The sequence below is a fragment of the Paraburkholderia oxyphila NBRC 105797 genome (assembly GCF_000685075.1).
In the GTDB taxonomy this organism is placed as follows: Bacteria; Pseudomonadota; Gammaproteobacteria; order Burkholderiales; family Burkholderiaceae; genus Paraburkholderia; species Paraburkholderia oxyphila.
The window spans coordinates 1-21,733 of sequence record NZ_BAYD01000124.1 but is presented as its reverse complement, the minus strand read 5'-3'; the positions used below and the strand labels follow the sequence as shown (position 1 = coordinate 21,733).

Annotated in this window: 21 protein-coding genes; 15 read left to right on the top strand and 6 right to left on the bottom strand. The window is 64.3% G+C overall.

What is annotated here, in order from left to right:
* The first annotated feature begins 18 nt into the window (after positions 1–18).
* The 3 genes from BO1_RS55025 to BO1_RS55020 are packed head-to-tail and all read left to right on the top strand — an operon-like array spanning position 19 to position 2,957.
* Entirely contained in the window at positions 19–1,236 is a 1,218-nt protein-coding gene (locus tag BO1_RS55025) for an MFS transporter (RefSeq protein ID WP_043288745.1), read from the top strand.
* Positions 1,229–2,584, top strand: coding sequence for a pyridoxal phosphate-dependent decarboxylase family protein (locus BO1_RS41780; RefSeq protein WP_028222647.1), 1,356 nt, complete (start codon positions 1,229–1,231; stop codon positions 2,582–2,584). Before BO1_RS55025 ends, BO1_RS41780 begins: the two co-directional genes overlap by 8 nt.
* A 40-nt stretch (positions 2,585–2,624) precedes the next feature.
* Entirely contained in the window at positions 2,625–2,957 is a 333-nt protein-coding gene (locus BO1_RS55020) for a hypothetical protein (protein WP_245644047.1), read from the top strand.
* 21 nt (positions 2,958–2,978) lie between these two features.
* Here BO1_RS55020 and BO1_RS41770 read toward each other — a convergent pair whose 3' ends face one another.
* Positions 2,979–3,719: an ArsR/SmtB family transcription factor gene (locus tag BO1_RS41770; RefSeq protein ID WP_028222646.1), complete on the bottom strand. Its 741-nt coding sequence runs from the start codon at positions 3,717–3,719 to the stop codon at positions 2,979–2,981.
* A 154-nt stretch (positions 3,720–3,873) separates the two neighbouring features.
* Here BO1_RS41770 and BO1_RS41765 point away from each other — a divergent pair, with 154 nt between their 5' ends.
* The gene (locus BO1_RS41765) at positions 3,874–5,334 is read left to right on the top strand and encodes an MFS transporter (RefSeq protein ID WP_218002854.1); all 1,461 of its coding nucleotides are present in this window, start codon (positions 3,874–3,876) and stop codon (positions 5,332–5,334) included.
* Positions 5,335–5,346: 12 nt separating this feature from the next.
* Here BO1_RS41765 and BO1_RS41760 read toward each other — a convergent pair whose 3' ends face one another.
* Positions 5,347–6,030: a Crp/Fnr family transcriptional regulator gene (locus BO1_RS41760; protein ID WP_043288744.1), complete on the bottom strand. Its 684-nt coding sequence runs from the start codon at positions 6,028–6,030 to the stop codon at positions 5,347–5,349.
* Between the two features lie 154 nt (positions 6,031–6,184).
* Between BO1_RS41760 and BO1_RS41755 the strand changes: the two genes are divergently transcribed.
* The 6 genes from BO1_RS41755 (at position 6,185) to BO1_RS41725 (ending at position 12,787) form a co-directional block, all read left to right on the top strand.
* A complete protein-coding gene (locus BO1_RS41755; RefSeq protein ID WP_028222643.1) occupies positions 6,185–7,087 on the top strand; it encodes a sterol desaturase family protein in 903 nt (300 codons plus the stop codon).
* 60 nt (positions 7,088–7,147) lie between these two features.
* Complete coding sequence (locus BO1_RS41750) at positions 7,148–7,843, top strand: SDR family NAD(P)-dependent oxidoreductase (RefSeq protein ID WP_028222642.1); 696 nt, start codon at positions 7,148–7,150, stop codon at positions 7,841–7,843.
* A gap of 39 nt (positions 7,844–7,882) precedes the next feature.
* The gene (locus tag BO1_RS41745; RefSeq protein ID WP_028222641.1) at positions 7,883–9,001 is read left to right on the top strand and encodes a porin; all 1,119 of its coding nucleotides are present in this window, start codon (positions 7,883–7,885) and stop codon (positions 8,999–9,001) included.
* Positions 9,002–9,866: 865 nt separating this feature from the next.
* Positions 9,867–10,196, top strand: a complete 330-nt coding sequence (locus BO1_RS59850; protein WP_156992707.1) for a hypothetical protein — start codon at positions 9,867–9,869, stop codon at positions 10,194–10,196.
* A 373-nt stretch (positions 10,197–10,569) separates the two neighbouring features.
* Complete coding sequence (locus BO1_RS56700) at positions 10,570–11,274, top strand: hypothetical protein (protein ID WP_156992705.1); 705 nt, start codon at positions 10,570–10,572, stop codon at positions 11,272–11,274.
* A gap of 379 nt (positions 11,275–11,653) precedes the next feature.
* The gene (locus tag BO1_RS41725) at positions 11,654–12,787 is read left to right on the top strand and encodes a GGDEF domain-containing protein (RefSeq protein WP_245644046.1); all 1,134 of its coding nucleotides are present in this window, start codon (positions 11,654–11,656) and stop codon (positions 12,785–12,787) included.
* Positions 12,788–12,821: 34 nt separating this feature from the next.
* Here BO1_RS41725 and BO1_RS41720 read toward each other — a convergent pair whose 3' ends face one another.
* Together BO1_RS41720 and zwf are read right to left on the bottom strand one after the other, a co-directional pair.
* The gene (locus tag BO1_RS41720; RefSeq protein ID WP_043288754.1) at positions 12,822–13,577 is read right to left on the bottom strand and encodes an ROK family protein; all 756 of its coding nucleotides are present in this window, start codon (positions 13,575–13,577) and stop codon (positions 12,822–12,824) included.
* 174 nt (positions 13,578–13,751) lie between these two features.
* Positions 13,752–15,353, bottom strand: coding sequence for a glucose-6-phosphate dehydrogenase (gene zwf, locus BO1_RS41715; protein WP_043288753.1), 1,602 nt, complete (start codon positions 15,351–15,353; stop codon positions 13,752–13,754).
* 153 nt (positions 15,354–15,506) lie between these two features.
* Between zwf and BO1_RS41710 the strand changes: the two genes are divergently transcribed.
* Positions 15,507–16,229 (top strand): haloacid dehalogenase type II, encoded by a 723-nt coding sequence (locus BO1_RS41710; RefSeq protein ID WP_028222635.1) that lies wholly within the window; start codon positions 15,507–15,509, stop codon positions 16,227–16,229.
* Positions 16,230–16,374: 145 nt separating this feature from the next.
* Positions 16,375–17,025 (top strand): dienelactone hydrolase family protein, encoded by a 651-nt coding sequence (locus BO1_RS41705; protein ID WP_028222634.1) that lies wholly within the window; start codon positions 16,375–16,377, stop codon positions 17,023–17,025.
* 79 nt (positions 17,026–17,104) lie between these two features.
* Here the strand turns inward: BO1_RS41705 and BO1_RS41700 are convergent, their stop codons facing one another.
* Entirely contained in the window at positions 17,105–18,046 is a 942-nt protein-coding gene (locus BO1_RS41700) for a LysR family transcriptional regulator (RefSeq protein WP_028222633.1), read from the bottom strand.
* A gap of 340 nt (positions 18,047–18,386) precedes the next feature.
* On the opposite strand from BO1_RS41700, the gene tauA reads away from it, so the two are divergent.
* Genes tauA through BO1_RS41680 form a run of 3 tightly spaced genes read left to right on the top strand, consistent with a single transcriptional unit; the run spans position 18,387 to position 21,215 of the window.
* The gene (gene tauA, locus BO1_RS41690) at positions 18,387–19,445 is read left to right on the top strand and encodes a taurine ABC transporter substrate-binding protein (protein ID WP_052409805.1); all 1,059 of its coding nucleotides are present in this window, start codon (positions 18,387–18,389) and stop codon (positions 19,443–19,445) included.
* Between the two features lie 59 nt (positions 19,446–19,504).
* Positions 19,505–20,320 (top strand): taurine ABC transporter ATP-binding protein, encoded by an 816-nt coding sequence (locus BO1_RS41685; RefSeq protein ID WP_028222630.1) that lies wholly within the window; start codon positions 19,505–19,507, stop codon positions 20,318–20,320.
* Positions 20,313–21,215, top strand: coding sequence for an ABC transporter permease subunit (locus tag BO1_RS41680; protein ID WP_043288742.1), 903 nt, complete (start codon positions 20,313–20,315; stop codon positions 21,213–21,215). Before BO1_RS41685 ends, BO1_RS41680 begins: the two co-directional genes overlap by 8 nt.
* Here BO1_RS41680 and BO1_RS59845 read toward each other — a convergent pair.
* Entirely contained in the window at positions 21,173–21,562 is a 390-nt protein-coding gene (locus BO1_RS59845) for a hypothetical protein (RefSeq protein ID WP_156992703.1), read from the bottom strand. The genes BO1_RS41680 and BO1_RS59845 overlap by 43 nt on opposite strands.
* Positions 21,563–21,733: the final 171 nt, after the last annotated feature.

The window sequence follows — 21,733 nt, the reverse complement described above, 5'->3', positions numbered from 1 at the left end:
GTGATCTCACGAGCGGACATGCCGCGCGGCCTCGTCTTGTTGTTCGCGGCTGCCAGCGGCATGAGCGTCGCCAACGTGTATTACGCGCAACCGCTGCTCGATGCGCTGGCACATGATTTTGGCATCGGCCGTGCCGCCGTCGGAGGCGTTGTCACGGCTACGCAGGCCGGTTGCGCATTGGCCTTGTTGCTGCTCGTGCCTTTGGGCGACAGGATGGAGCGGCGCCGCCTGATGATCGCGCAACTGCTGGCGCTGGTTGGCGCGCTGGCCGTGGTGAGCCTCGCGCGGTCCGTGCCGGTATTGCTCGCTGGCATGCTGGGCGTTGGCCTGTTGGGCACGGCAATGACACAGGGGCTGATCGCCTGTGCCGCAGCTGCCGCCGCGCCGCACGAGCGGGGGCGCGTGGTCGGTGCGGCGGGCAGCGGCGTGTTCATCGGCCTCTTGCTGGCGCGCGTGTTCGCGGGCGTCGTCAGCGACCTGTCCGGGTGGCGCGGCGTCTACGCCTGCTCCGCTGCCATCATGCTGGCGTTTGCCGTGCCGTTATGGCGGCGGCTGCCCCGCCTGGCTACCGCGCCCAGTGCCCTCAGCTACCCGACCCTGATTGTCACGATGCTGGCGCTGTTACGCGCGGACCGCGTGCTGCAAATCCGTGGCATGCTCGCGCTACTGATGTTCGCGACCTTCAACATCTTCTGGAGCGCGCTGGTGCTGCCGTTGAGCGCGCCGCCTTATCATTTTTCGCACACCGCGATTGGCGCCTTCGGACTGGCCGGTGCGGTGGGTGCGCTCGCCGCGGCGCGCGCCGGGCGATGGGCCGACCGGGGCTGGAGCCAGCGCACCAGTGCAGCCGCGCTGGCGGCGTTGTTGCTGGCCTGGTGGCCGCTGTCATTGCTCGAGCATTCGCTGTGGGCGTTGCTGCCCGGTATCGTGCTGCTCGATCTGGGTGGCCAGGCCCTGCACGTGACCAATCAAAGCCTGATTTTTCGCCGTGGCGCGCACATGCATAGCCGGCTGGTGAGCCTCTATATGCTTTTCTACGCGGTGGGCAGCGGGCTCGGCGCGATTGGCACGACGCTCATCTACGCCAGGGCTGGCTGGCACGGGGTGTGTGTGCTGGGTGCAACGACCAGTTCGTTGGCGCTGGTGTTCTGGGCCGTCACCCTGCGGAGCATGCCGAATGCGGGCGCGCGCGTGACGTCCGAATGGAAAACTGAAACGGGAGGCGTGAATGGATGAATTGACCTTGCTGGCCGATGCCGATGCGCGCGGCCTGCGCTACATAGAAGGGAACGCCACCCGGCGGGTCTTCCCGTCTGACGAGGCGATTGCTGCGCTCGGCGCGTTCGACGAGCGGCTGCCCGCGCACGGCTTGCCGGCTGAGCAAACGCTCGCGCTGCTCGATGGCATTGGATCGCCAGCCACCACGGCGTCCAACGGACCACGCTATTTCGGCTTCGTGATCGGCGCTGCGCTGCCTGCCGCGGCCGCAGCGGAACGGCTCATGCTCGCGTGGGACCAGTGTGCATCGACGTTCGACAATTCCCCGGTGTCAGCCACGCTGGAGCGCGTCGCGGGACGCTGGGTGCTCGACGCCCTCGATCTGCCGCGCGAGAGCGCAGTGGGGTTCGGCACGAGTGCGACGGCCTGCACGCTCGGCGCGCTTGCGTCCGCGCGGCGCGCGCTGCTGGCGCGCCAGGGCTGGGATTTCGACCGCCAGGGGTTGATTGGCGCGCCCGAAATCAAGGTCGTGGTCTCCGAACTGGTTCACATCACGGTGAAAAAGGCGCTGCGCATACTGGGCTTCGGATTGGACCGACTCGTCTACGCTCCGGTCGACGCCCATGGCTGCGTGGATCCTGCACGGCTGCCGCCGCTCGATGAGCGCACGATCCTCTGCCTGCAGGCGGGAGAAGTGAATACTGGAGCATTCGATCCCTTTGCGCAGATCATCCCGCGCGCGAGGCAGGCGGGCGCCTGGGTCCATGTCGATGGCGCCTTCGGGCTGTGGGCGCGTGCATCGTCGCTGGTTGCGTTGACGGCGGGCATCGAAGAGGCCGATAGCTGGACGACCGATGCGCACAAGTGGCTGAACACGCCGTACGACTGCGCGATGGTCATTTGCCGCAATGCACAAGCGCTGGCGGAGGCGATGAACAGCGACGCCGCCTATATGTCCGCGAGCGCGGACGCGCAGAAGAACCTGACGCTGGAGTTTTCGCGCCGTGCCCGTGGAATTCCTGTCTGGGCGGCGCTGCGCACGCTGGGGCGTGCCGGCGTGGCGGAGCTGGTCGAGCGGCACCACGCTTGCGCGCAGTGGATAGGGCGGGAACTCGCGCGCCTTGGCTTCGAGGTGCTCAACCCCGTGGTGCTCAACCAGGTCTTGTTTCGCTGTGCTACGGATGAGCAGACGCTAGCGCTGCGCCACGCCGTGCAGGCCTCCGGTGAGACGTGGTTCGGCGGCACGATGTGGCTGGGACGGCCCGCGCTGCGGATCAGCGTTTCGTCATGGCGTACTCAGGTTGAGGACGCGCAGGCGCTCGTGCAACTGCTCGCGAGGCTGCGCGAGACGAAAGAGGGGGGCTGACGCGCCGGAGCGGGCAGCATGAGCGCAGCGCCACTGCGCTTTGCTGCACCGCACCGTCGCTAGAACCTTGCACGCCTCTAAAGTTTGCGTGCCCGTTGCCGTCAATCAGGGCATGGCGTGCGAACATCCGAAACCTCCCGAGAACCCATCGATCTGGGCCGAAGCGCGGGCACTGGAGGCCAGCATTCGCGCGATCAGGCGGGCGCAGGGCAAGAAGAATCCCGAGGATTTTCCGCCGCGCAGCCCCGAATGCCTGGCCGCCATGAACGAATTCGTGCGCGATGTCTGCCGCGTGCTCGAAATCGATCCCGACACGCTCGGCGACGCTGACGACGACGCCGACGACCCGCACGGCGCAGGCTCGGCCGGATAGTGTTCGACGCGGCCGGATCGATTACGCGCGCGCCGGCGTGCCGCTTTCTTCTTCCGCGAGACGCTCGACCTCTCCGGGCGTCAATCCCAATTCGCTCTTCAATGCGGCCCAGCCATCCGGCGTGACCTGCACGGCCCGTGAGGATGGCGTGCGCCGCAACCAGCCCCGGGCACACAGCAGGGTCATGAACCGTACGCCAAGCGGGCCGGCGAGGTGATGCTGGCGCTCGGTCCAGTCGAGGCATTGCCGCGCGATGCCGTGGCGACCTGGCTTGAGCGTCGCCACATCGAGGCCGAGATTGCCGAACCAGGCCGCGCCGGCCGAGGTCACATCGAGCCTGCGCTCGCCGCCCAGCGCGAGATAGCCGCGCTCCATCAGGCATTGCGTCACGGCCACGCCAATCTGCCCGGCGAGGTGATCGTAGCAACAGCGCGCGAAGCGCAGCTTCTGCGCTTCGCCGCCCAATGGCTTGCGGCGGACGCTGCGGCTCGCGCTGATGGCCGCCAGGCCTTCTAGTACCTCGGCCACGCGCGGGTCCGCGAGCCGGTAATAGCGGTGACGCCCTTCCTTTTCGACCGCGAGCAGGCCGCCGTCCAGCAGCTTCGCGAGGTGGCTGCTGGCCGTCTGCGCGGTCACGCCCGCGGCAAACGCGAGCTCGCCGGCCGGCCGTGCGCGGCCGTCGGCCAGCGCCATCAGCATGGCGGCGCGCGCGGCGTCGGCGATCAGAAATGCGGTGGAAGACAGATTGGGTGAATGGTTCATCGTAGCCCCCGGAACTCGACGCCAGCATATCGCCAATCGGCGCGCGCATGCTTCGACAGGCATCGAAGCATCGGTCCGCAGCGATCTTCGATACTGGTGACGGACAGCCAGGTCGACCGACCATCGCAAAGGGAGCCCGCGAGTGGAGAAGCGCATGAAGAGCCGGACGAACAGCGGCATCGACAACCGCAATGACAACCGCAATGACAAACGCAGTAACAACCGCATCGTCGACACTGCGCAGCAACGTTGGGTGCTGATGGCAACGTGCCTGAGCTACGTGATCGTCATTCTCGACACGTCGATCGTCAATCTCGCGCTCGAGCGCATCGGGATGGATCTGGCGGGCGGTGTGTCCGGCTTGCAGTGGGTCCTGAACGCCTACACGCTGACTTTCGCGAGCCTCCTGTTGACGGGCGGCACGCTCGGCGACCGGCTTGGCGCGCGCAATGTCTATATCGCTGGCCTTGCCTGCTTCATGGTGGCGTCGACGCTGTGCGCCTGTGCGCCCGGCTTGCCGATGCTGATAGCGGCGCGCAGCTTGCAGGGTGGGGGCGCCGCGCTGCTGGTGCCCGCTTCCATGACGCTCATCAGCCATACGTGGACGGGCTCGCGCGAACGCGCAGCGGTATTCGGCCTGTGGGCGGGGCTGGGCGGCATTGCCATGGCGTCGGGGCCGCTGCTCGGCGGCATGCTCGTCGGTTTCACAGGCTGGCGCAGCATTTTTCTGGCGAACGTGCCGATCTGCATGGCGGCCATGGTGCTGGCCTTGCGTGTGGGGCGCGCCGCCCCTTTCGAAAGGGCCGGGGCCGCTGCGCGCAAGTTCGATTTCGCCGGCCAGGCAGCGGGCATTGCGGCATTGGGGCTGCTCAACGTGCTCGTCATCGACGTACCCGCGTACGGCTGGCAGCCGCCGCTTGCCGTCGGCGCGCTCGCGGCAGGCGTGATCTTCGTCGTGATAGAAACGATGTGTGCACAACCGATGCTACCGATGAACCTGTTTCGCCAGCCGCTCTTCGCGGGAGGCGTTTTCGTGTCGATGGTATCGGCGTTCACGTTCTACGGACTCCTCTTCGAATTGAGCTTGCTGTTGCAGCGGCAACAGGGCTATACGCCGATGCAGGCGGGCCTGGCGTTCCTGCCGCTGACGCTGCCGGTTCCGGTGGGGAGTCTGCTCTCGAAGCGCGCGCTCGGCAGGTTCGGGGCGAAGTGCCTCGTGACCGGCGCCTGCCTGCTGTCCGCCGCGGGATTTTTCGGTCTTGCTGGCGTTGGCGCGGCGGCCCCATATGCGCTGCTCGCGCTGCCATTGCCGGCGATCGGCCTGGCCGCGAGCCTGATCACGCCGGCGACGACGGCCACGCTCATGTCGGCAGTGGAGGATCGCCGCGCCGGCATTGCGGCGGGCGTGCTGAACGCGGCACGCCAGGTTGGCGCGGCGCTTGGCGTGGCATGGTGCGGAACGCTGCTTTCCGCGAGCCACGCGATTGCACGGGGCATGCACATGAGCGCCATGGCTGCGGGCGCGTTATCGATCGCGGCCGCAGTGGTCTGGTGGCATGGGGCCGCCGAACGGGCGCCAGCGCGTCAATCAATGGGCCCGCGTGTCAACGATTGACCTGCCACGCGCTCAAACGCCATTGGACGTTTCGATCAGCAGGCCCATGTCCTTCACTTCGATCTTGCCGTAGCGCAGTTCGATGGCCCCCATTTTCGCCAACCCCTGCAGCTCCTTGTTGAGGGTCGTGCGGCTGACGCCGAGCATCATGGCGATGTTGTCCTGCGACGTGCCGATGACCGGATGATCGCTCCTCGACTGTGTGAGGTCGCCACGGGCAAGCATGAGCAGACGGCGCGCCACCCGCGTGCGCGTGCTTCGCAATGCGATGTCGGCGAGCAGCCCGAACACGCCCAACAGCCGTCTTGCCTCCATCACGGCCACGGCTTGCGCGAAGGCGGCGTTCTGCATCATCGCTTCAAAGTCCTCCGCGCTGACCACCACCAGCTCGGTATCTTCCAGCGCCACGGTTGTCGTGGTCCGGGGATGCCGGGCCAGCAGCATCACTTCGCCGAACCAGTTGCCGGGCTCGATGATGGTCAGAATCGCCTCGTTGCCATCGGGGTGAATCACGAAGAACTTGATCGCCCCTTTGGCGACGCCAAAAAAGCCGTCGCGCGATTCCTTGAATGGATCGCCTTGCCGAAACAGCACTTCGCCCTGGGCGAGGCGCAGAGGCCGGGCACAGGCCAGCAACGCATCGGCCACCTCTCTGGGCAGACTTCCAAACCACGGATTGTCGAAAAAGACTTGCATGGTGAACAGGTATCGGTATTAGCCCTGAATCGACAAGATTTGAACAGTCTTATCGGATTGACTTCAGCATCATGCAGTGACCGGGCCGCACACGCAAGCCGTTGCGCGCGCCCGCACTTCACCACCGATCCCTTCCCAACCTGGCCCATATCGTATGCCTCAGAAATTGACCTGGTTGCTGATTGCCATCGCCATAGCCGGATTCGCCATGGCCGAAATCATCAGCAAACGCTATCGCGACACCGTCCATGCCACCAGCAACGACACCAAGCTCGAGCTTCTGATGTCCCTCAGCTTGCTGGTGTTCACGCAGCCGCTCATCGTGCTGGTGACCGATGCGCTCTGCCAGCGGTTCGCGCCTCACCTTCGCAATGCCTGGTCCACGCTCCCCTGGTGGGCGATGACCGCCATCCTGCTCGTGGGCGACGACATGATGCAGTACTGGTGGCATCGGATCTCGCATTCCGCGCTGCTTTGGCCGCTGCATCGCGCCCATCACTCCGCGTCTTATATGAGCATCCGCATTACGTACCGGAACAACTTTTTCTACTACCTGATGATGCCGGGCCTGTGGGTTGGCGCGGTGACGCTGTACCTGGGCTTCGGTAGCGTCTACGCCGCCTATGTCGTCGTCAAGCTCGCGGTCATTCTGGGCGCTCACTGCGCCTGGGCGTGGGATGCGCCGCTATACCGGATCCGTGCGTTGCACCCGCTCATGTGGATCGTCGAGCGCACGATCTCCACGCCGGCCACGCATCGCGCGCATCACGCGATTACCAATGTGGATGGCATCGGCCACTACAAGGGAAACTTCGGCAATCTGCTGTTTTTCTGGGACGTACTGTTTGGCACTGCTCATATTACGCGCCAGTACCCCGCGGAAGTGGGCTTGCGCGACGATCAGTTGTTCGGGGCGGAGCGCTGGAATCACCAGATGTTCTATCCGCTGTGTCAGTCCAGCCGAGAGTACAGCGCGCTGAAATTCGGCGGCCAGATCTATAGCGACGAATCAGCGGTCGAGATGTCGCTCGACGGCGCTGCGGATTCCACCCGCTGAGCCACGCGCGCAAGCATCGACGCTGGAATCAATACTTGTCCAAAGAGAGATGGAGTTTGCATGAGCAAGGTACTGGAAGGAAAGCGCATTGTCGTGACGGGAGGCTTCGGTGCGCTCGGCATTGCAGTCGGGAACGTGCTGGAAGAGGCGGGTGCGAAGGTGGCGCTCGTCGATAAGGCGTCGGAGCCAGCCGGCTTGAAAGAGGGGGTAGCGAGCTGGGGCGGCGTCGATCTGACCGATGCCGCCGCAACGAGAGCGTGTTTGACAGCGGTGGCCGAGCGGCTGGACGGGCTCGATGGCCTCGTCAACGTGGCGGGTGGCTTCGTCTGGGAAACGGTCGAAAGCGGCGATGTCGAAACCTGGGACCGCATGTATGCGCTCAACGTGCGCAGCGCGCTGTCCGCCTCGCAGGCCGCGCTGCCGCACCTGCTGCAACGCGGCGCCGGGCGCATCGTCAACGTGGGCGCGCTCGCGGCCAGCCAGGCGCGCACCGGGATGGGCGCCTATGCGGCGTCGAAAGCGGGCGTCGCACGGCTGACCGAAGCGATGGCCGAGGAGTTCAAGGACCGTGGCATCACGGTCAATGCCGTGCTTCCCAGCATCATCGACACGCCAGCCAACCGCGCCGCGATGCCCGACGAAGACGCGACTCGCTGGATAGACGCCGCGGCACTCGCGCGCGTGATCGTCTTTCTGCAGTCGGAGGCCGCATCGCCCATTACGGGCGCGCTCATTCCTGTCAGGGGACGCGTCTGATCGTCCACTAAAAGCGACATAAAGATATAGGAGACATGCATGCGTTTGTTCGTTACGGGCGTTCTCGGAAGTTCACTCGTTCTTGCCGCCGGCAATGCCGCCGCGGCGGATTCGAGCGTCATGTTGTACGGCGTGGCCGATACGTTTATGCAGTACCTCGACAACGGGGGCGCGCACGCCTTTTCGGAACGAAGCGGCGGGTCGAGCGGCTCGTTGTTCGGCTTGAAGGGAACGGAAGATCTGGGCGGCGGACTCGCGGCCCAATTCGATCTCGAAGGAGGCTACAACATCAACAATGGCACGCTGTTCGCCGATACGACGTCGCTCTTCTATCGTCAGGCGTGGGTCGGGCTGAACAGCGAGAAATTCGGCTCGCTCACGTTTGGCCGCCAGTATGTGCCGAGCTTTAGAGTCCTGTACCCGACCGATCCATTTCGCCTGAATGAAGTGCTGTCTCCGATGTCGGCCAACGTGCTGGCGGTGGACCGCAATACCTTATCGACACAATCAGGAAATGGGCGCGCAAGCAATTCGATCCTGTATCAATCGCCCAATTTGAATGGTGTGCAGCTGTACGGCATGTACGCGTTCTCGGCCACGGTCACGCAACCCACGCCATCGACGGGCGGCAATATGTTGAACGTGGGGGCGAGTTATACGGGCTACGGACTGTACGCAGGCGTGTCCTACGTCAATCAACATTCTGGAGAGCAAACCATTGCGGGATTGCCCGGCCCGCTGAGTCTGCTGGGAACGGAGCATTTCATCGGGGCACTCGCCTGGCGGATCGGTATCGTGAACCTGCAGTTCAACTATACCTACCAGCGCGCGGATAATCCTCCGGCCAGATCGCTGGCTGCGCTGCTCGGGACCTTTCATTCCAGCAGCACGGCGGAACTGGGCGCCACGATCCAGGCCAGCTCGGCCGACGTGATCGAAATCGCCTTCACCGAGCGCGACGTGCGCCGTGTGCACGACAACGCACCGGGCGTCGAGGTGGGCGTCGATCACTCGCTGTCGAAGCGAACGAGCCTCTATGCGCGCGCCGGCTATATCAAGAACAACGGCAGTTCGACGGTTAGCTGGCCGGGCATCACCGTTAGCGCGCCGGGCACCAAACAGATTCTGGCCGGGATAGGCATGACCCACCGGTTCTGAGTGGCGAAGTGGGGCACGCCCACGGCGAGCACTGCAATGCGCGACCAGAGCGAAGTCGAATAGCGCTTGTCATTGCGGCTGCCACGGTGCCGTAATGACGGCTGTGGCCGTCACGGGCGTATGGCTTCTACCGCTGCCGTCGACGAAGCGGTATTGGCTCGGCGAAACGTCGAACGTCGCTGGCGCGGCAAGAAGGTCCGCCATGTTTGCCCAGATTCCCAACGGGCCACAGATCGTGGTCCGTTGGACGAACGGCGGCTAAACAGCCTCCGCTCGAAAACCACCTGTTTCCAGAGGGTTTTCGCTCGAGCAACTACAGCGGACTACCCGGCTGCGCGGCACACAGGCTTAGTGCCCATGCGCCTCGCGAAATCCGGCGTCCTTCTCGAGACGCTGAGCGGGGGTGTCGACGTGGAATCCTGCTGAGACTAAGTACAGGACGCCAGCGAAAGGCCAGGAAAAGGTAGCCAGCGAGAAGCAAAGCCAGCATGCATCCTGTGGCGAGTACGCCTGGAGTGCCCAGACAAGGCACGCAGCTGGCAACAACAGCAGACACAGCGCCGACCGATTCAGAAAAGCGGCGACCCTTGCATTCTTTAGCGTCTCAGCTTGCATGCCTGGCTCCATAGGGAATGGCACTGAGACATAGAGTCGCACGTCGACCATTGCACGAACACTCAGTAGATTCCCTTACAAACGCCCATCCGAATGGCGTTCATGCTCGAACATTCGAATGGTGAGCAGACCTGCGCACTTCCGGCACAGCGCCACGGGTGAACGGACGGCTGCTGGCCGTATGCCGAACGCATCCCGGGATCGGTACAGGCCCTGATTTTTCGCCAGATCCGATCGCCAATCAAACCCGATGTTCGTCGCGAGCCCGTATTTTCGGCATGTTTCAGTTATTGCGACGCACCATCCCATCGCCTGGATCTTTGCTGCGCGTGCGCTAATTCAAGCGGTCGCGCGCGTTGCCGTGAGTCAGTGCCATCTGGCCATCTGTCAATTTCTATCTATTAAAAATAAAAAGGAATCCGAACGTTGTGTGAGCAACATATTAATTGATAGCGATGAAGCCCACGATTTTGGGGCGTTTTGGGGCGGGACCGCGCTCACGACCATCGCCGATTTGCCGCGAATTTGCCGCGAAACAGGGACGTTACAGATCCGTCACGCTCGGCGACCCGCCGATTGATCTTCGCGGTGAAGTAGTCCATATTCAAGATGCATATTTCCACCACGACTCAACGATTCACGGTGTCCGACACCGATTTTCATGACGTCGCCATCTGCTGCAATACGCCTTGGGGCAGCGGCAGTCCATCCAATCCATCGAAGCCGTAGCATTTCCAATGCTCAATGAACCAGGCCACGCCAGTTCGGGCCCGCGGCAGTGTTCCAGTTGTGGGGCAAGGCTCGAAAGGCCATCGAATTTCTGTCCCCGGTGCGGCGCGAGCCTGCTGGGCGCATCGTCTCGCCAGGCGATGCGGGCTGCTCGTCCCTACGAGGCCCACGGGGCGCGCCACGGACGTCTGTACCTCTACGCGTTCGGCTGTGTGGCCGCATGCGTGTTTGTCGTCGCCGCTTATGTGCACTCGCATCACCATGCGCGGGAAATGGCGGCGCAAGCCCAGGTTGCCCAGGGGGCCGTGCTCGGGACGCAAAAAGAACCGGCGATGCTGGCGGTGAAGGGGCCCGCAAACGCTGTGGCGGACGCGTCCGCTCACGACTCCGAGCCGCCCGGGCCCATGCCGACTCCGGTGGCTGTACCTATGCCGCCGCCCGAGACCGCGAACGCACCGCCTCCGGCGACCGAGGCCGTGGCGCCGCCTCCGCACACGGAAGCCGCCCAGCGGGACGCAGCGTTGTTCAAGAGTCAGCCTGACGAACAGGCTGCTGGCATGAAGCACGAGGTGAGCGCGCACGCCGACGTCGCGCGCAATCTTGCCATTGCGCGAGTCAGTCTCGACAAGAACAATCTCGGCCCGGCCCGCAGGTCCATCATGACCGCGCTGGCCGAACAGCCCGGCAACGGGGAGGCGCGGCAAATGCATGCCGAACTGGTCTCCCGCGAGCAGGAGCGCGACGCGCTGCTTGGCAACGCACGCCTGTGCGCGCGCCAGGCGGATTGGATTTGCGCGTGGCAGAATGCGGGCCATGCGCTGACCATTGACGCGTCGAACAGCGAAGCGAGGACCTTGCTCTCGCACGCCATGGCCGAGCAGAACGCAAGAGGTGAAAGGGCGTTCGATCCGAGCCTGGACCCCCAGTAGTTTTTCCCCCGCAAGCCCGATCGATTCAAGCCGCCTTCAATGGTCAGGTGATTGGCGCGCGCTATTATATTCAAGTTTATTTGTAATCCTTAATAAATTGCGCGGCACCCAAGAGAGCGAGTGAGTTCTGTCAAGCAGCAGATTGGGTTCCGTGTCTTGATCGGGCACCGCCACGGTCTCATGGTATTTTCCCGACGCAGACCTGCGATACGATACGTCTTCGCCGCGACAGCGCGATTGCCGCCTTAATAAAAGGCTGCAATGGTATTTCAATTTACTTTCGTTTTCGGGGTGTCGTTTCGAACATCCTGATTCATCGTCCTTTTCCACCAGGCCCGATCTCATGCTCAGCCCCCTCGCGTTATTCGGGATCTTGGTCGTGTCCTGCACGATGAGCGTGGCCATCCTGGGTTCGCTGCGCCGCACGGCGGTGCCGGGCGTCGTCCGCTGGTGCGTGGCCTATGCGCTCCTCGCCGTGGCTTCGTCGGCGGTGTTGTTCGCCGGCGACCGGCCGCGTCCGTTGGCAATCGTCTCCATATCGTTCATCACGATCGTGGCGGTGGCGGTGCTTCTGCAGGGCACGCGCCAGTTCTTCGGCATGCAGCCCACGCGGCGCGCGGAGTCTGCCGCCTTCGCCGCTGCTTACGGCGCGATGGTGTATTTCACGTGCGTCTTGCCGAGCATCGAGGCGAGGGTCGTTTGCCTGTCCGTCGTGCTGGCCTATGGACGGATCGCCGTGGGGACCCTGGCGCTGCGGCACGCGCGGCATGCGGGGGCGCGCTATGCCGCGCGATTCGTCGCGGTGTCGGCCTGGCTCGGCGCATTGAGCCACCTTGCGCGAGCCGGCGCGGTGGTCTTCGGCCTTGTGCCGCCGGTCACGTTCGTGCAGCCGTCGCCCTGGAACATCGTGCTGCTCGGCCTCGCGATCGTCTCGTCGCCATGCATGTCGATCGGCATGGTCATGCTGGCGCACGATCAATTGGTCCGAAGAATGGAACGGCTCGCGACGATCGACGAACTCACGGGCGCGCTCATGCGCCGCGCGTTCATGGAGAAAGCGGGGGCCCTGCTTGCCGAAGCGCGGGAGACCGGCACGGCGCTCTCCATCGCCATTCTCGACATCGACAATTTCAAGTCCATCAACGACAGCTTTGGCCACGCCGTCGGCGACCGGACGCTGACGCACTTCGGCTCGGTGGTGCTGGGCCAGATGCGCGCATGCGATCTGTTCGGGCGTCTGGGCGGCGAGGAGTTCGCGATTCTTTTCGCTGGCACGCGAAAGAGCGACGCGGCGGCGCTGACGAATGCGCTGCGGCTCGCGCTGGAGCGCGTACCCGACGACGGCGTGCGCTGCACCTTCAGCGCCGGCGTCGAGCGGATCGCGCCGGCAGACACCCTCGAAGGCGCAATGGCGCGCGCCGACGCGGCGCTTTACCTGGCGAAGGCGATGGGGCGCAACCGCGTCGTCACGGCTTCGGAGGTCGATGTGCCCGGTATCGCGGCGCCACGCTAAAGCCGTGCCAATGCCGCGATGACCGCCGGGGCGGTCATTTGAAAACGCCCGTGCGCTGCGTGGCTTCCGGATGCTGCCGCGTCTCGCGCAGCGAAAGCGGGTGCCACAGACGCGCTCCGCCTTCGATACCGCGCTCGTTCGGCACGGTCGCCACATTCGGAGGCAGATTGAAAGTGAGTCGCGCCGCGTTGCCGCCGCCGATCCACAACTTGTCGTAGTGCACGAGCGATTCGAGAATGCCGATGACTTTCTCGATGCGCCGGTTCCAGCGTTTGTTGCCGACCTTGCGGCGCGCGGCGTCGCCGATATATTCGTCGTACGCGTGCTTCTTGCTGACCGGATGATGGGCGAGTTCGAGGTGCGGCATCAACTCACCGTCGCGGAACATCGCCGTGCCCGCGCCCGTGCCGAGCGTGAGGACGAATTCGAGGCCCTTTCCCTCGATGGCGGCGAAGCCCTGCATTTCCGCGTCGTTGATCAGGCGCACCGAAGGGTTGCCGAGGCGCTCGCCGAGCATCTGCGCGAGCGGCACGTTGCTCCAGCCTTCCACGCCTAGATGCGGCGCCGTGAGCACGTGGTTGTCGCGCACGAAACCGGGAAAGCCGATCGACACATGGGTGGGCGGATACTGCGCGACCAGCGGCTTGACGAGCGCATCGAGCGTGTCGACGAGCAAGCCAGGCGGGCACGGATGCGGCGTCTGAACGCGCACGCGGTCGCTGCGCATGGCGCCGTTCGCGTCGATGATCGCCGCCTTCAGTCCGGTGCCGCCTATGTCGATGGCGAGAATGTTCTCGACGCCGCGCGATGCGGGCGCGCGACTCCGGGTGCTCCTCTTCGTGCTGGCTTGCGTCTTCGCCGATGCGCCTGCTTTGGGTTTTTTCGCCGCGCTTGTTGTCCTGGTCACTCGATCCTCCGTTGGTCGTACATGCAGTGCGATGGTATTCGCGCTGGTTTGGTTAGTTCAGCTCTTTTTGGGTTCGCCAGGTGTGAGCGCGCGCCACGCGCGGCCGTCCTGCGCGAGCAGCGCCTGGGCTTCGGCCGGGCCTTCGCTGCCCGCCGCGTACGCCTGCACGCGCACCGCCGCGCCGTCCTTCGGATGCAGCACGCCGTCCACCGCGGCCCATGCCGCTTCGATGCTGTCGGCGCGCTGAAAGAGCGTCTGGTCGCCGAGCATGCAGTCATAGAGCAGCGTTTCGTAGCCGATGTTTGTCTGCTCCGTGAAGAAGTCATCGTAATCGAACGACGACTGCACCGCGCCGATCTGCATGACCGGCCCCGGCGTCTTCACGCTGAAATCGAAGCTCGTGCCGTGCGTGGGGTCGATGCGTAGTGTCAGCACGTTGGGCGTCAGCGCGTCGACAGGCGTATCGCGGAACAGGCGAAACGGCACGCGCCTGAGCTGCAACGAGATCTCCGTGTACCGCGCGGCCAACCGCTTGCCGGTGCGCAAATAGAACGGCACGCCCGCCCAGCGCCAGTTGTCGACATGCACGCGGGCGGCGGCGTACGTGGGCGTCTGGCTGTCCTTCGCGACCTCGGGCTCGTCACGGTAGGCTACGCCCGCCGGCCCCGTGCCGTACTGCCCGAACACCACGTCGCCGGGCGTGAGCGGCTCGATCGCGTCGAAGATCTCGGCCTTCTTGTTGCGCACCGCTTCGGCGTCGAACGAGTTGGGCGGCTCCATTGCCACCATGCAGAGCAACTGGAACAGATGGTTCGGCACCATGTCGCGGAACGCGCCGGTCTGCTCATAGAAGCGCCCGCGGCCTTCCACGCCGATCACTTCCGAAGCCGTGATCTGCACGCTGTCGATATATTCGCGGCGCCAGATGGGCTCGAACATCGCGTTGGCGAAACGGATGGCGAGGATGCTTTGGACCGTGTCCTTGCCGAGAAAATGGTCGATGCGATAAATCTGCGATTCATCTGCGAAGCCCAGAATATGCTGGTTCAGATCGCGCGCCGAGGCGAGGTCGGCGCCAAACGGCTTTTCGATCACGACACGGCGGAACGGGCCGCTGCCGTTGCCGTCTTGCTTCAGCAGACCGGCCTTGCCCAGACGTTCGACGATCGGCTTGAAGAAGCGCGCGCCCACCGCGAGATAGAACACCACGTTGCCTTGCGCGTCGCCGCCGAGTTGCTGGGCGAGCCGCTGGTACGTGTCGTCGTCCTCGAATTCGCCCGCCATATAGTGCAGGCGCTGCGCGACCCAGTTCCACGCGCTATCGTCGAGCTTGCCGGCGTGGAAGGTGCTGGCCTTGTCGGCCGCAAACTTCTGCAGTGCATCGTGCAGATCCTCGCGCCATGGCCCGGTCTCGCGCTCGCCGTGATTGACGCCGATGATCTTCATGCCATCGTCGAGCAGGCCATCGACGGCAAGGTTGTACAGTGCCGGCATCAGCAGGCGTTTGGTGAGGTCCCCGCCCGCGCCGAAGATCACGAGCGTGCAGGGCGGGGCCGGGTGCTTGCCGGCCGCCGAGGAAGGCGCGCCGTGCGGATGCGAGGCCAGCCTCGCGTTGGCCGGCGGATTGGGGGATGCGCTGGTGGGCTGAGTCGTCGACATGATTTCGCTTTGGTGGAACGGAGTCACTCTGGATAGCAAGAGCGATACCTTGAATGACTCGATCTGCGGGCCCGCAGTTCAATCCGGCGAAGCAGGGGCGTGGCCACGCGCTGGCGCATATTCAATGAAGGCATTTTGTAATCTCTCTCACACATGACGAATTCAACCGGAATCAAGGCACTCGTGTTCGACGTCTTCGGGACGGTCGTCGATTGGCGCAGCGGCGTCGCGCGCGAGGCGCAAGCATTTCTGAACCGGCACGCGCCGGGCTTCGACCCCTTCGAATTCGCGGATGCGTGGCGGCGCGAATACTCGCCCGCCATGGAAGAAGTGCGCAGCGGGCGCAGGCCATACGTGCGGCTCGACGTGCTGCACCGCGAGAATCTCGTCAAAGTCCTGAACCGGCTTGGGGTCACCGGCGTTCCCGACGCGCAGATCGATGCGCTCAATCTGGCCTGGCACCGCCTGGACCCGTGGCCCGATGCCGTCGAGGCGCTTTATCGCCTGAAGCAGCGCTTTATCATCGCGCCGCTGTCGAACGGCAATATTCGGCTGATGGTGGATATCGCCAAACGCGCCGATTTGCCATGGGACGCGATTCTTGGCGCCGAGGTCGTGCGCGCTTATAAGCCGTCGCCGCAGGTCTACCGCGAGACGGTGGAGATTCTCGGGCTCGAACCGGCCGAACTGTGCCTTGTTGCAGCCCATAACGGCGATCTGGCCGCCGCGCGCCGGCTGGGTTTATCGACGGCATTCGTCGCGCGCCCCACCGAACACGGCGCGCACCAGACGACGGATCTCACAGCCGAGCAGGCATGGGATTTCGTTGTGGACGATCTATTGCAACTCGCCGGGCAGCTTGGTTGCGCCAGTTAGCGGCAGCATTCATTCAAGGCCGATGCGGCCCCGCTTTCAGGGCCGATGGGGTGCGGATTCCACAACGCGCGGCGCGGCGTACGTCGGCAGTGTGACGCGCGCCTTCGCGCGATGGGCTGCGCGGCATCGGCCTGTGGAGGGAGATATGCAAACGTTGCAGGTGGAGATTCGAGTCGACGACGTGACGCTTGGCGGAACGCTCGAGATCCCGGACTCGGCCCGGGCCATGGTCGTGTTCGCCCATGGCAGCGGCAGCAGCCGGTTCAGTCCGCGCAACCGGCAGGTGGCGGCGGGCCTGCATCGCGCGGGCTTCGCGACGCTGCTGTTCGATCTGCTGACGCCCGAGGAGCAGCGGCACGACAGCATCGGCGCCGCGTATCGTTTCGACATCGCGCTGCTGGCGCGCCGCCTGGGCGGCACGCTGACGTGGCTGGCGGCACGGCCGGACCTCGCGGCGCTGCCGTTGGGACTCTTCGGGGCGAGCACGGGCGCCGCGGCCGCGCTAGTGGCGGGGGCGCAGGCGCCTGGCGTGGGCGCCATCGTGTCGAGGGGCGGGCGGCCGGATCTTGCGGGGCCCGCGCTCGCTTGCGTCGCGGCGCCGACCTTGCTGATCGTCGGCGGGCTCGACGAGACGGTGATCGGCTTGAACCGCAAGGCCGCCGGACACCTGACCTGCGAGCATCGCATCGAGATCGTGCCTGGCGCGACCCATCTCTTCGAAGAGCCGGGGACGCTCGAACAAGTGACGCGCCTCGCGGTGGACTGGTTCGTGCGCTGGCTCACAGCGGTGCCTTGAGCGTCACCGCTTTGCAAGCCTGTGAATTATCAAGGCCTGCGAAGCGTTATCGCGCGCGCAGGCGCAATGTCGGCGACGCTCATTCGAGCGGGAAGCCGCTCTCGAACGATTCGCGCAGGAATTCGATGAATCGCGCGACCGCGCGCGGAACGTGTACCCCATACGGGCGCACCACGTACAGCTGCGAGGCGAACGTGCCCACCGGCCGCCAGTCGGTCATCAGCACGACGAGCTTGCGCGCCTGCAACGCCGAATGGGCGGTGAAGTCCGGCAACAATGCGATGCCGAGATGCTCGAGCGCGGCGTCGCGCAGCGCCTCGCTGTTGTTGGCCGCGAGCGGGCCGTTCACGGTCACGCTCACGCGCGGCTGCCCGGCGCGGCGGCCGGCCTTCTCGAACGACCACACGCCCGAGCCCGTCGCGCGCGGGTAGTAGAGGCAGTCGTGCGCCGCAAGATCGGCCGGTATTTTCGGCATGCCGTGCTTCTTCAGGTACGTGGGCGTCGCGGCAATCACCGAGTGGACGTCGCAAAGCTTCCACGCCACATGCGTTTCCGGCACTTGCGCGCTATGGCGGATCGCAAGGTCGAAGCCTTCGCTGGCGATCGAGGTGAGCCGGTCCGAGAGCTCGAGCTGCACGCGTACCTCGGGGTTCGCGCGTGCGAACTGCGCGAGACGCGGCACGAGCTGCTGGCGCGAGAAGGCGACGGGCGCCGTGACACGCACGGTGCCGCGCGGAACTTCGGCCAGCTCGCGCACGCTCGCGAAGCTTGCCGCGATGCGCTCGAACTCGTCGCGCGTCTCTTCCACCAGCCGTTGCCCGGCTTCGGTGAAACGCACGCTGCGCGTGGTGCGCTGCACGAGCGCGACGCCGGCCACGCGCTCCAGTTCGGCAATGCGCTGGCTCATGGCCGCCTTGCTCACGCCCAGGCGCGCCGCGGCCGCCGTGTAGCTGCCCTGGGCCGCGAGCACGTTCAGCCAGTGCAGATGCATCCAGAGCGCCTCGACTTTCTGCGTATCCATGCGAGCGTTTCCTGCCGTCCAAACCGGAAAAATGATGCCGATGATAGCACCGCGCGCCCCCGATTTTTTATCGATGGCGACGGGGATTGTTCGCCTGCTGGAACAATCGGCGGATGAACAGTCGGCGAGGGTCTGGTCGGGCGCGACGGCCACCGAATGTGCACACGAAAAGCGCCCGCGCGTGGACTCAACGATCGTCTCCGTCTGGTACTAACGCGCCCGATTTTTGTATGTCGATACTCATTTCACGCCGTGCCTGGCGATTCGAAAGAATCCCTCTGATGATGCACGATCGGCGTGCACAGACACGAATACGGCGCCACGGATCTGGAGACCGCTCATGAACCGCGATAGATTGCAGAAATGGCCGTACCGCTTAGCCCGCGCGCTGCGCTGCGCCACGGCGTTCGCGCTTGCCGCGCTAGGCTGTGCCGTGGTCCAGCCCGCCCAGGCGCAGGACAAGGAAGTGACCATCGCCTACCAGCAGATCGTGGACCCGTGGGTCGTCGCCATCGCCGACGGTTCCATCGAAAAGGCCACGGGCTACAAGATCCACTGGCGGCAGTTCGAATCGGGCGCGAAAGTGGCCACCGCGATGGCCTCGGGCGACGTCAAAATTGGCGTGATCGGCTCGAGCCCGCTGGCAGCCGCCGTGAGCCAGGGCGTCGACCTGCAGCTGTTCTGGATTCTCGACAACATCAACAACGCCGAGGCCATGGTCGTGCGCAACGGCTCAGGCATCACGAAGCCGGCCGATCTCAAGGGCAAGACGATCGGCGTGCCGTTCGTCTCCACCACCCACTATCACACGATGTTCGCACTGCAGCATTGGGGCATCGACCCGTCGAACGTGAAGATCCTCAACATGCAGCCGAACCAGATCGTTGCGGCCTGGGACCGCGGCGATATCGATGCCGCTTACGTGTGGGATCCGGCGCTCGCGGAACTGAAGAAGAGCGGCAAGGTGCTCATCACCTCGGGTGACCTGTCGAAGCTCGGCAAGCCTACGTTCGACGGCATCGCGGTGGATCGCAAGTGGGGCGAGGAGCACAAGGATTTCATGGCGAAGTTCGTGCGGGCGATTGCCGATGCGGATGCCCAGTATCGCGCGCATACGGCGCAATGGACGGCCGGCTCGCCGCAGGCGGCGGCGATCGCGAAGATGATCGGCGGCACGCCCGCCGACGTGCCGGCCTCGCTCTCGCTCTACGCGTTCCCGACGATCGAGGAGCAGGCCTCGGCGCAATGGCTGGGCGGCGGCGAGACGAGCCGCGCGGCGTTCGCGCTCAAGGATACGTCTGCATTCCTGAAGAACCAGAAGCAGATTGGCGACACGTTGCCCGACTATGCGAAGTTCGTGACGCCGGCCTATGCCGAAGCGGCCATGAAGCTCCGATAAACCTGCCGCAGGCCGCCGCGCATGCGGCGGCGCTTCAATGAGGAAAGCGAGGAGAGATCATGGAAACCATGACCGTCAAGGACGTGAGCGTGATGTTCCCGGGCCGCGCCCGTGGGCAGACCGTGCATGCGCTCGACCGTATCAATCTGACCATTCATTCCGGCGACTTCGTCGTGGCGCTGGGCGCCTCGGGTTGCGGCAAGACCACGCTGCTCTCGCTGATGGCGGGCTTCATCGCCCCGAGCGAAGGCCAGCTGCTGCTCGGCGGCGCGCCCATTGCGGGGCCCGGATCGGACCGCGGCGTCGTGTTCCAGAAGCATGCGCTGCTGCCGTGGCTGAACGTGATTGACAACGTGGAGTTCGGTTTGAAGCTGCAGGGCGTGGGCAAGGCGAAGCGCCACGAGATCGCGGTGCGCAATCTTGCGCTCGTGGGCTTGCAGGACTTCCAGAAACATATGATCTATCAGCTCTCGGGCGGCATGCAGCAGCGCGTGGGCATTGCCCGCGCGCTGACCTGCGATCCGGCCATGCTGCTGATGGACGAGCCCATGGCCGCGCTCGACGCGCTCACGCGCGAGACCATTCAGGAGTTGCTGCTCGACGTCTGGCGCGATACCAACAAGATGTTCTTCTTCATCACCCACAGCGTGGAGGAGGCGCTGTTCCTCGCGAGCCGGCTGATCGTCATGTCGCCGCGCCCGGGCCGCATCACGCATACCTACGAACTGGATTTCAACCGGCGCTTTCTCGCCACGCGCGACGCGCGCGCGATCAAGTCCAGCCCCGATTTCATCGAGATGCGCGAGCGCGTGCTCAGCATCATTTACGGCGACGAGAGAATGCACGACGCCGAAGCCGAGGTCTCTCATGGCTAGTCTGAAATCGCTTCATATCCTGCACGCACACTCGGACGACACGTATCAACCGCCGCGCAAACCGGGGCGCGGAGCCCGCCTGCTCGCAAAACGTCCCGTGCGGCCCGGCGACACGTTCGGCGTGCCCGGCCAGGGCAGCAGCGCGTTGACGAGCCTCGTGACGATTGCGGCGCTGCTCGGCCTCTGGTTCGCGGCCACCTACTGGCACTGGGTCAAGCCGCTGTTCTTGCCTTCGCCGCAGGCGGTCTATAACAAGTTCATTTTCGTCGCGACCCAGGGCTTCGCGAACTCGACGCTGGCGGAGCATACGGGCATCAGCTTGCTGCGTGTGTTCGGCGCCTTCGCGCTCGCCTGCGTGACCGCGATTCCGGTGGGCGTGATGATGGGCGTCTCGCGCTTCGCGCGCGGCGTATTCGATCCGCCCATCGAGTTCTATCGCCCGTTGCCGCCGCTCGCGTATCTGCCGCTCATCATCATCTGGTTCGGCATTGGCGAGTTCTCGAAGATCCTGCTGATCTACCTGGCGATCTTCGCACCGCTCGCGATCGCCGCGCGTGCCGGCGTGCGCTCGGTTTCGATCGAGCAGATTCACGCGGCGTATTCGATGGGCGCCACGCGCACCCAGGTGGTCTGGCATGTGATCCTGAAGTCCGCGCTGCCGGAAATCTTCACGGGCATGCGCATCGGCATCGGCGTGGGCTGGACGACATTGGTGGCCGCGGAGATGGTGGCGTCCACGAGCGGCCTCGGCTTCATGGTGCTCAATGCCGCGGAGTTTCTCTCCAGCGACGTCGTGATCATGGGCATCATCGTGATCGGGTTCTTCGCGCTGTGCTTCGACATGCTGATGCGCTATATCGAGCGCGTGGCGGTGCCGTGGAAGGGTAGGGTTTGATGGGTGAATGAAATCATGATGTGACCGGGCGGATAGCTGCGGCGGTGCATGAAAATGCGCCGCCGCAGTGCCATTTCTTTTCTGTTCTTTTCTGTTCTGGCGTGAGTCTTTACGCGCAGAACGTTTTTGCTTTTGCATTGATGGCGTGCCGCAGGACGCACCCGATACAGTTTTCCAAAGCGCCACGAATAATGGCCGATAGTGAATAAATTACCGAGTTTTTTTCTGCTTCGCCATGCGCGCCCCGTGCTTTCGATGCCAGAAGCTTCCTGCGCTGGATCAAGGATAATGACCATCCCAAGTGGTAGTATTCGCCGATAACGATCCGAATCAGGAAAAATATCCACTCTTTAATTCATCCATCCTGGCGATGTTTTTCATCGCCACCGTGTCTCGATATTTTCATCGGAATTTTGCCTGAAATCTAAATAATAAAATTTTAATGTCGGCGTAATGCCAGTGAGGTCTTGAGTTATATATTTCGTAGAACGTAATTGCTAAAAACTGGGGAACAGACC

Coding starts and splice junctions, on each gene's coding strand:
- BO1_RS55025 (WP_043288745.1), top strand. CDS start 19: ATGCCGCGCGGCCTCGTCTTGTTGTTCGCGGCTGCCAGCGGCATGAGC.
- BO1_RS41780 (WP_028222647.1), top strand. CDS start 1,229: ATGGATGAATTGACCTTGCTGGCCGATGCCGATGCGCGCGGCCTGCGC.
- BO1_RS41770 (WP_028222646.1), bottom strand. CDS start 3,719: ATGAACCATTCACCCAATCTGTCTTCCACCGCATTTCTGATCGCCGAC.
- BO1_RS41765 (WP_218002854.1), top strand. CDS start 3,874: ATGAAGAGCCGGACGAACAGCGGCATCGACAACCGCAATGACAACCGC.
- BO1_RS41760 (WP_043288744.1), bottom strand. CDS start 6,030: ATGCAAGTCTTTTTCGACAATCCGTGGTTTGGAAGTCTGCCCAGAGAG.
- BO1_RS41755 (WP_028222643.1), top strand. CDS start 6,185: ATGCCTCAGAAATTGACCTGGTTGCTGATTGCCATCGCCATAGCCGGA.
- BO1_RS41750 (WP_028222642.1), top strand. CDS start 7,148: ATGAGCAAGGTACTGGAAGGAAAGCGCATTGTCGTGACGGGAGGCTTC.
- BO1_RS41745 (WP_028222641.1), top strand. CDS start 7,883: ATGCGTTTGTTCGTTACGGGCGTTCTCGGAAGTTCACTCGTTCTTGCC.
- BO1_RS59850 (WP_156992707.1), top strand. CDS start 9,867: ATGTTCGTCGCGAGCCCGTATTTTCGGCATGTTTCAGTTATTGCGACG.
- zwf (WP_043288753.1), bottom strand. CDS start 15,353: ATGTCGACGACTCAGCCCACCAGCGCATCCCCCAATCCGCCGGCCAAC.
- BO1_RS41710 (WP_028222635.1), top strand. CDS start 15,507: ATGACGAATTCAACCGGAATCAAGGCACTCGTGTTCGACGTCTTCGGG.
- BO1_RS41705 (WP_028222634.1), top strand. CDS start 16,375: ATGCAAACGTTGCAGGTGGAGATTCGAGTCGACGACGTGACGCTTGGC.
- BO1_RS41700 (WP_028222633.1), bottom strand. CDS start 18,046: ATGGATACGCAGAAAGTCGAGGCGCTCTGGATGCATCTGCACTGGCTG.
- tauA (WP_052409805.1), top strand. CDS start 18,387: ATGAACCGCGATAGATTGCAGAAATGGCCGTACCGCTTAGCCCGCGCG.
- BO1_RS41685 (WP_028222630.1), top strand. CDS start 19,505: ATGGAAACCATGACCGTCAAGGACGTGAGCGTGATGTTCCCGGGCCGC.
- BO1_RS41680 (WP_043288742.1), top strand. CDS start 20,313: ATGGCTAGTCTGAAATCGCTTCATATCCTGCACGCACACTCGGACGAC.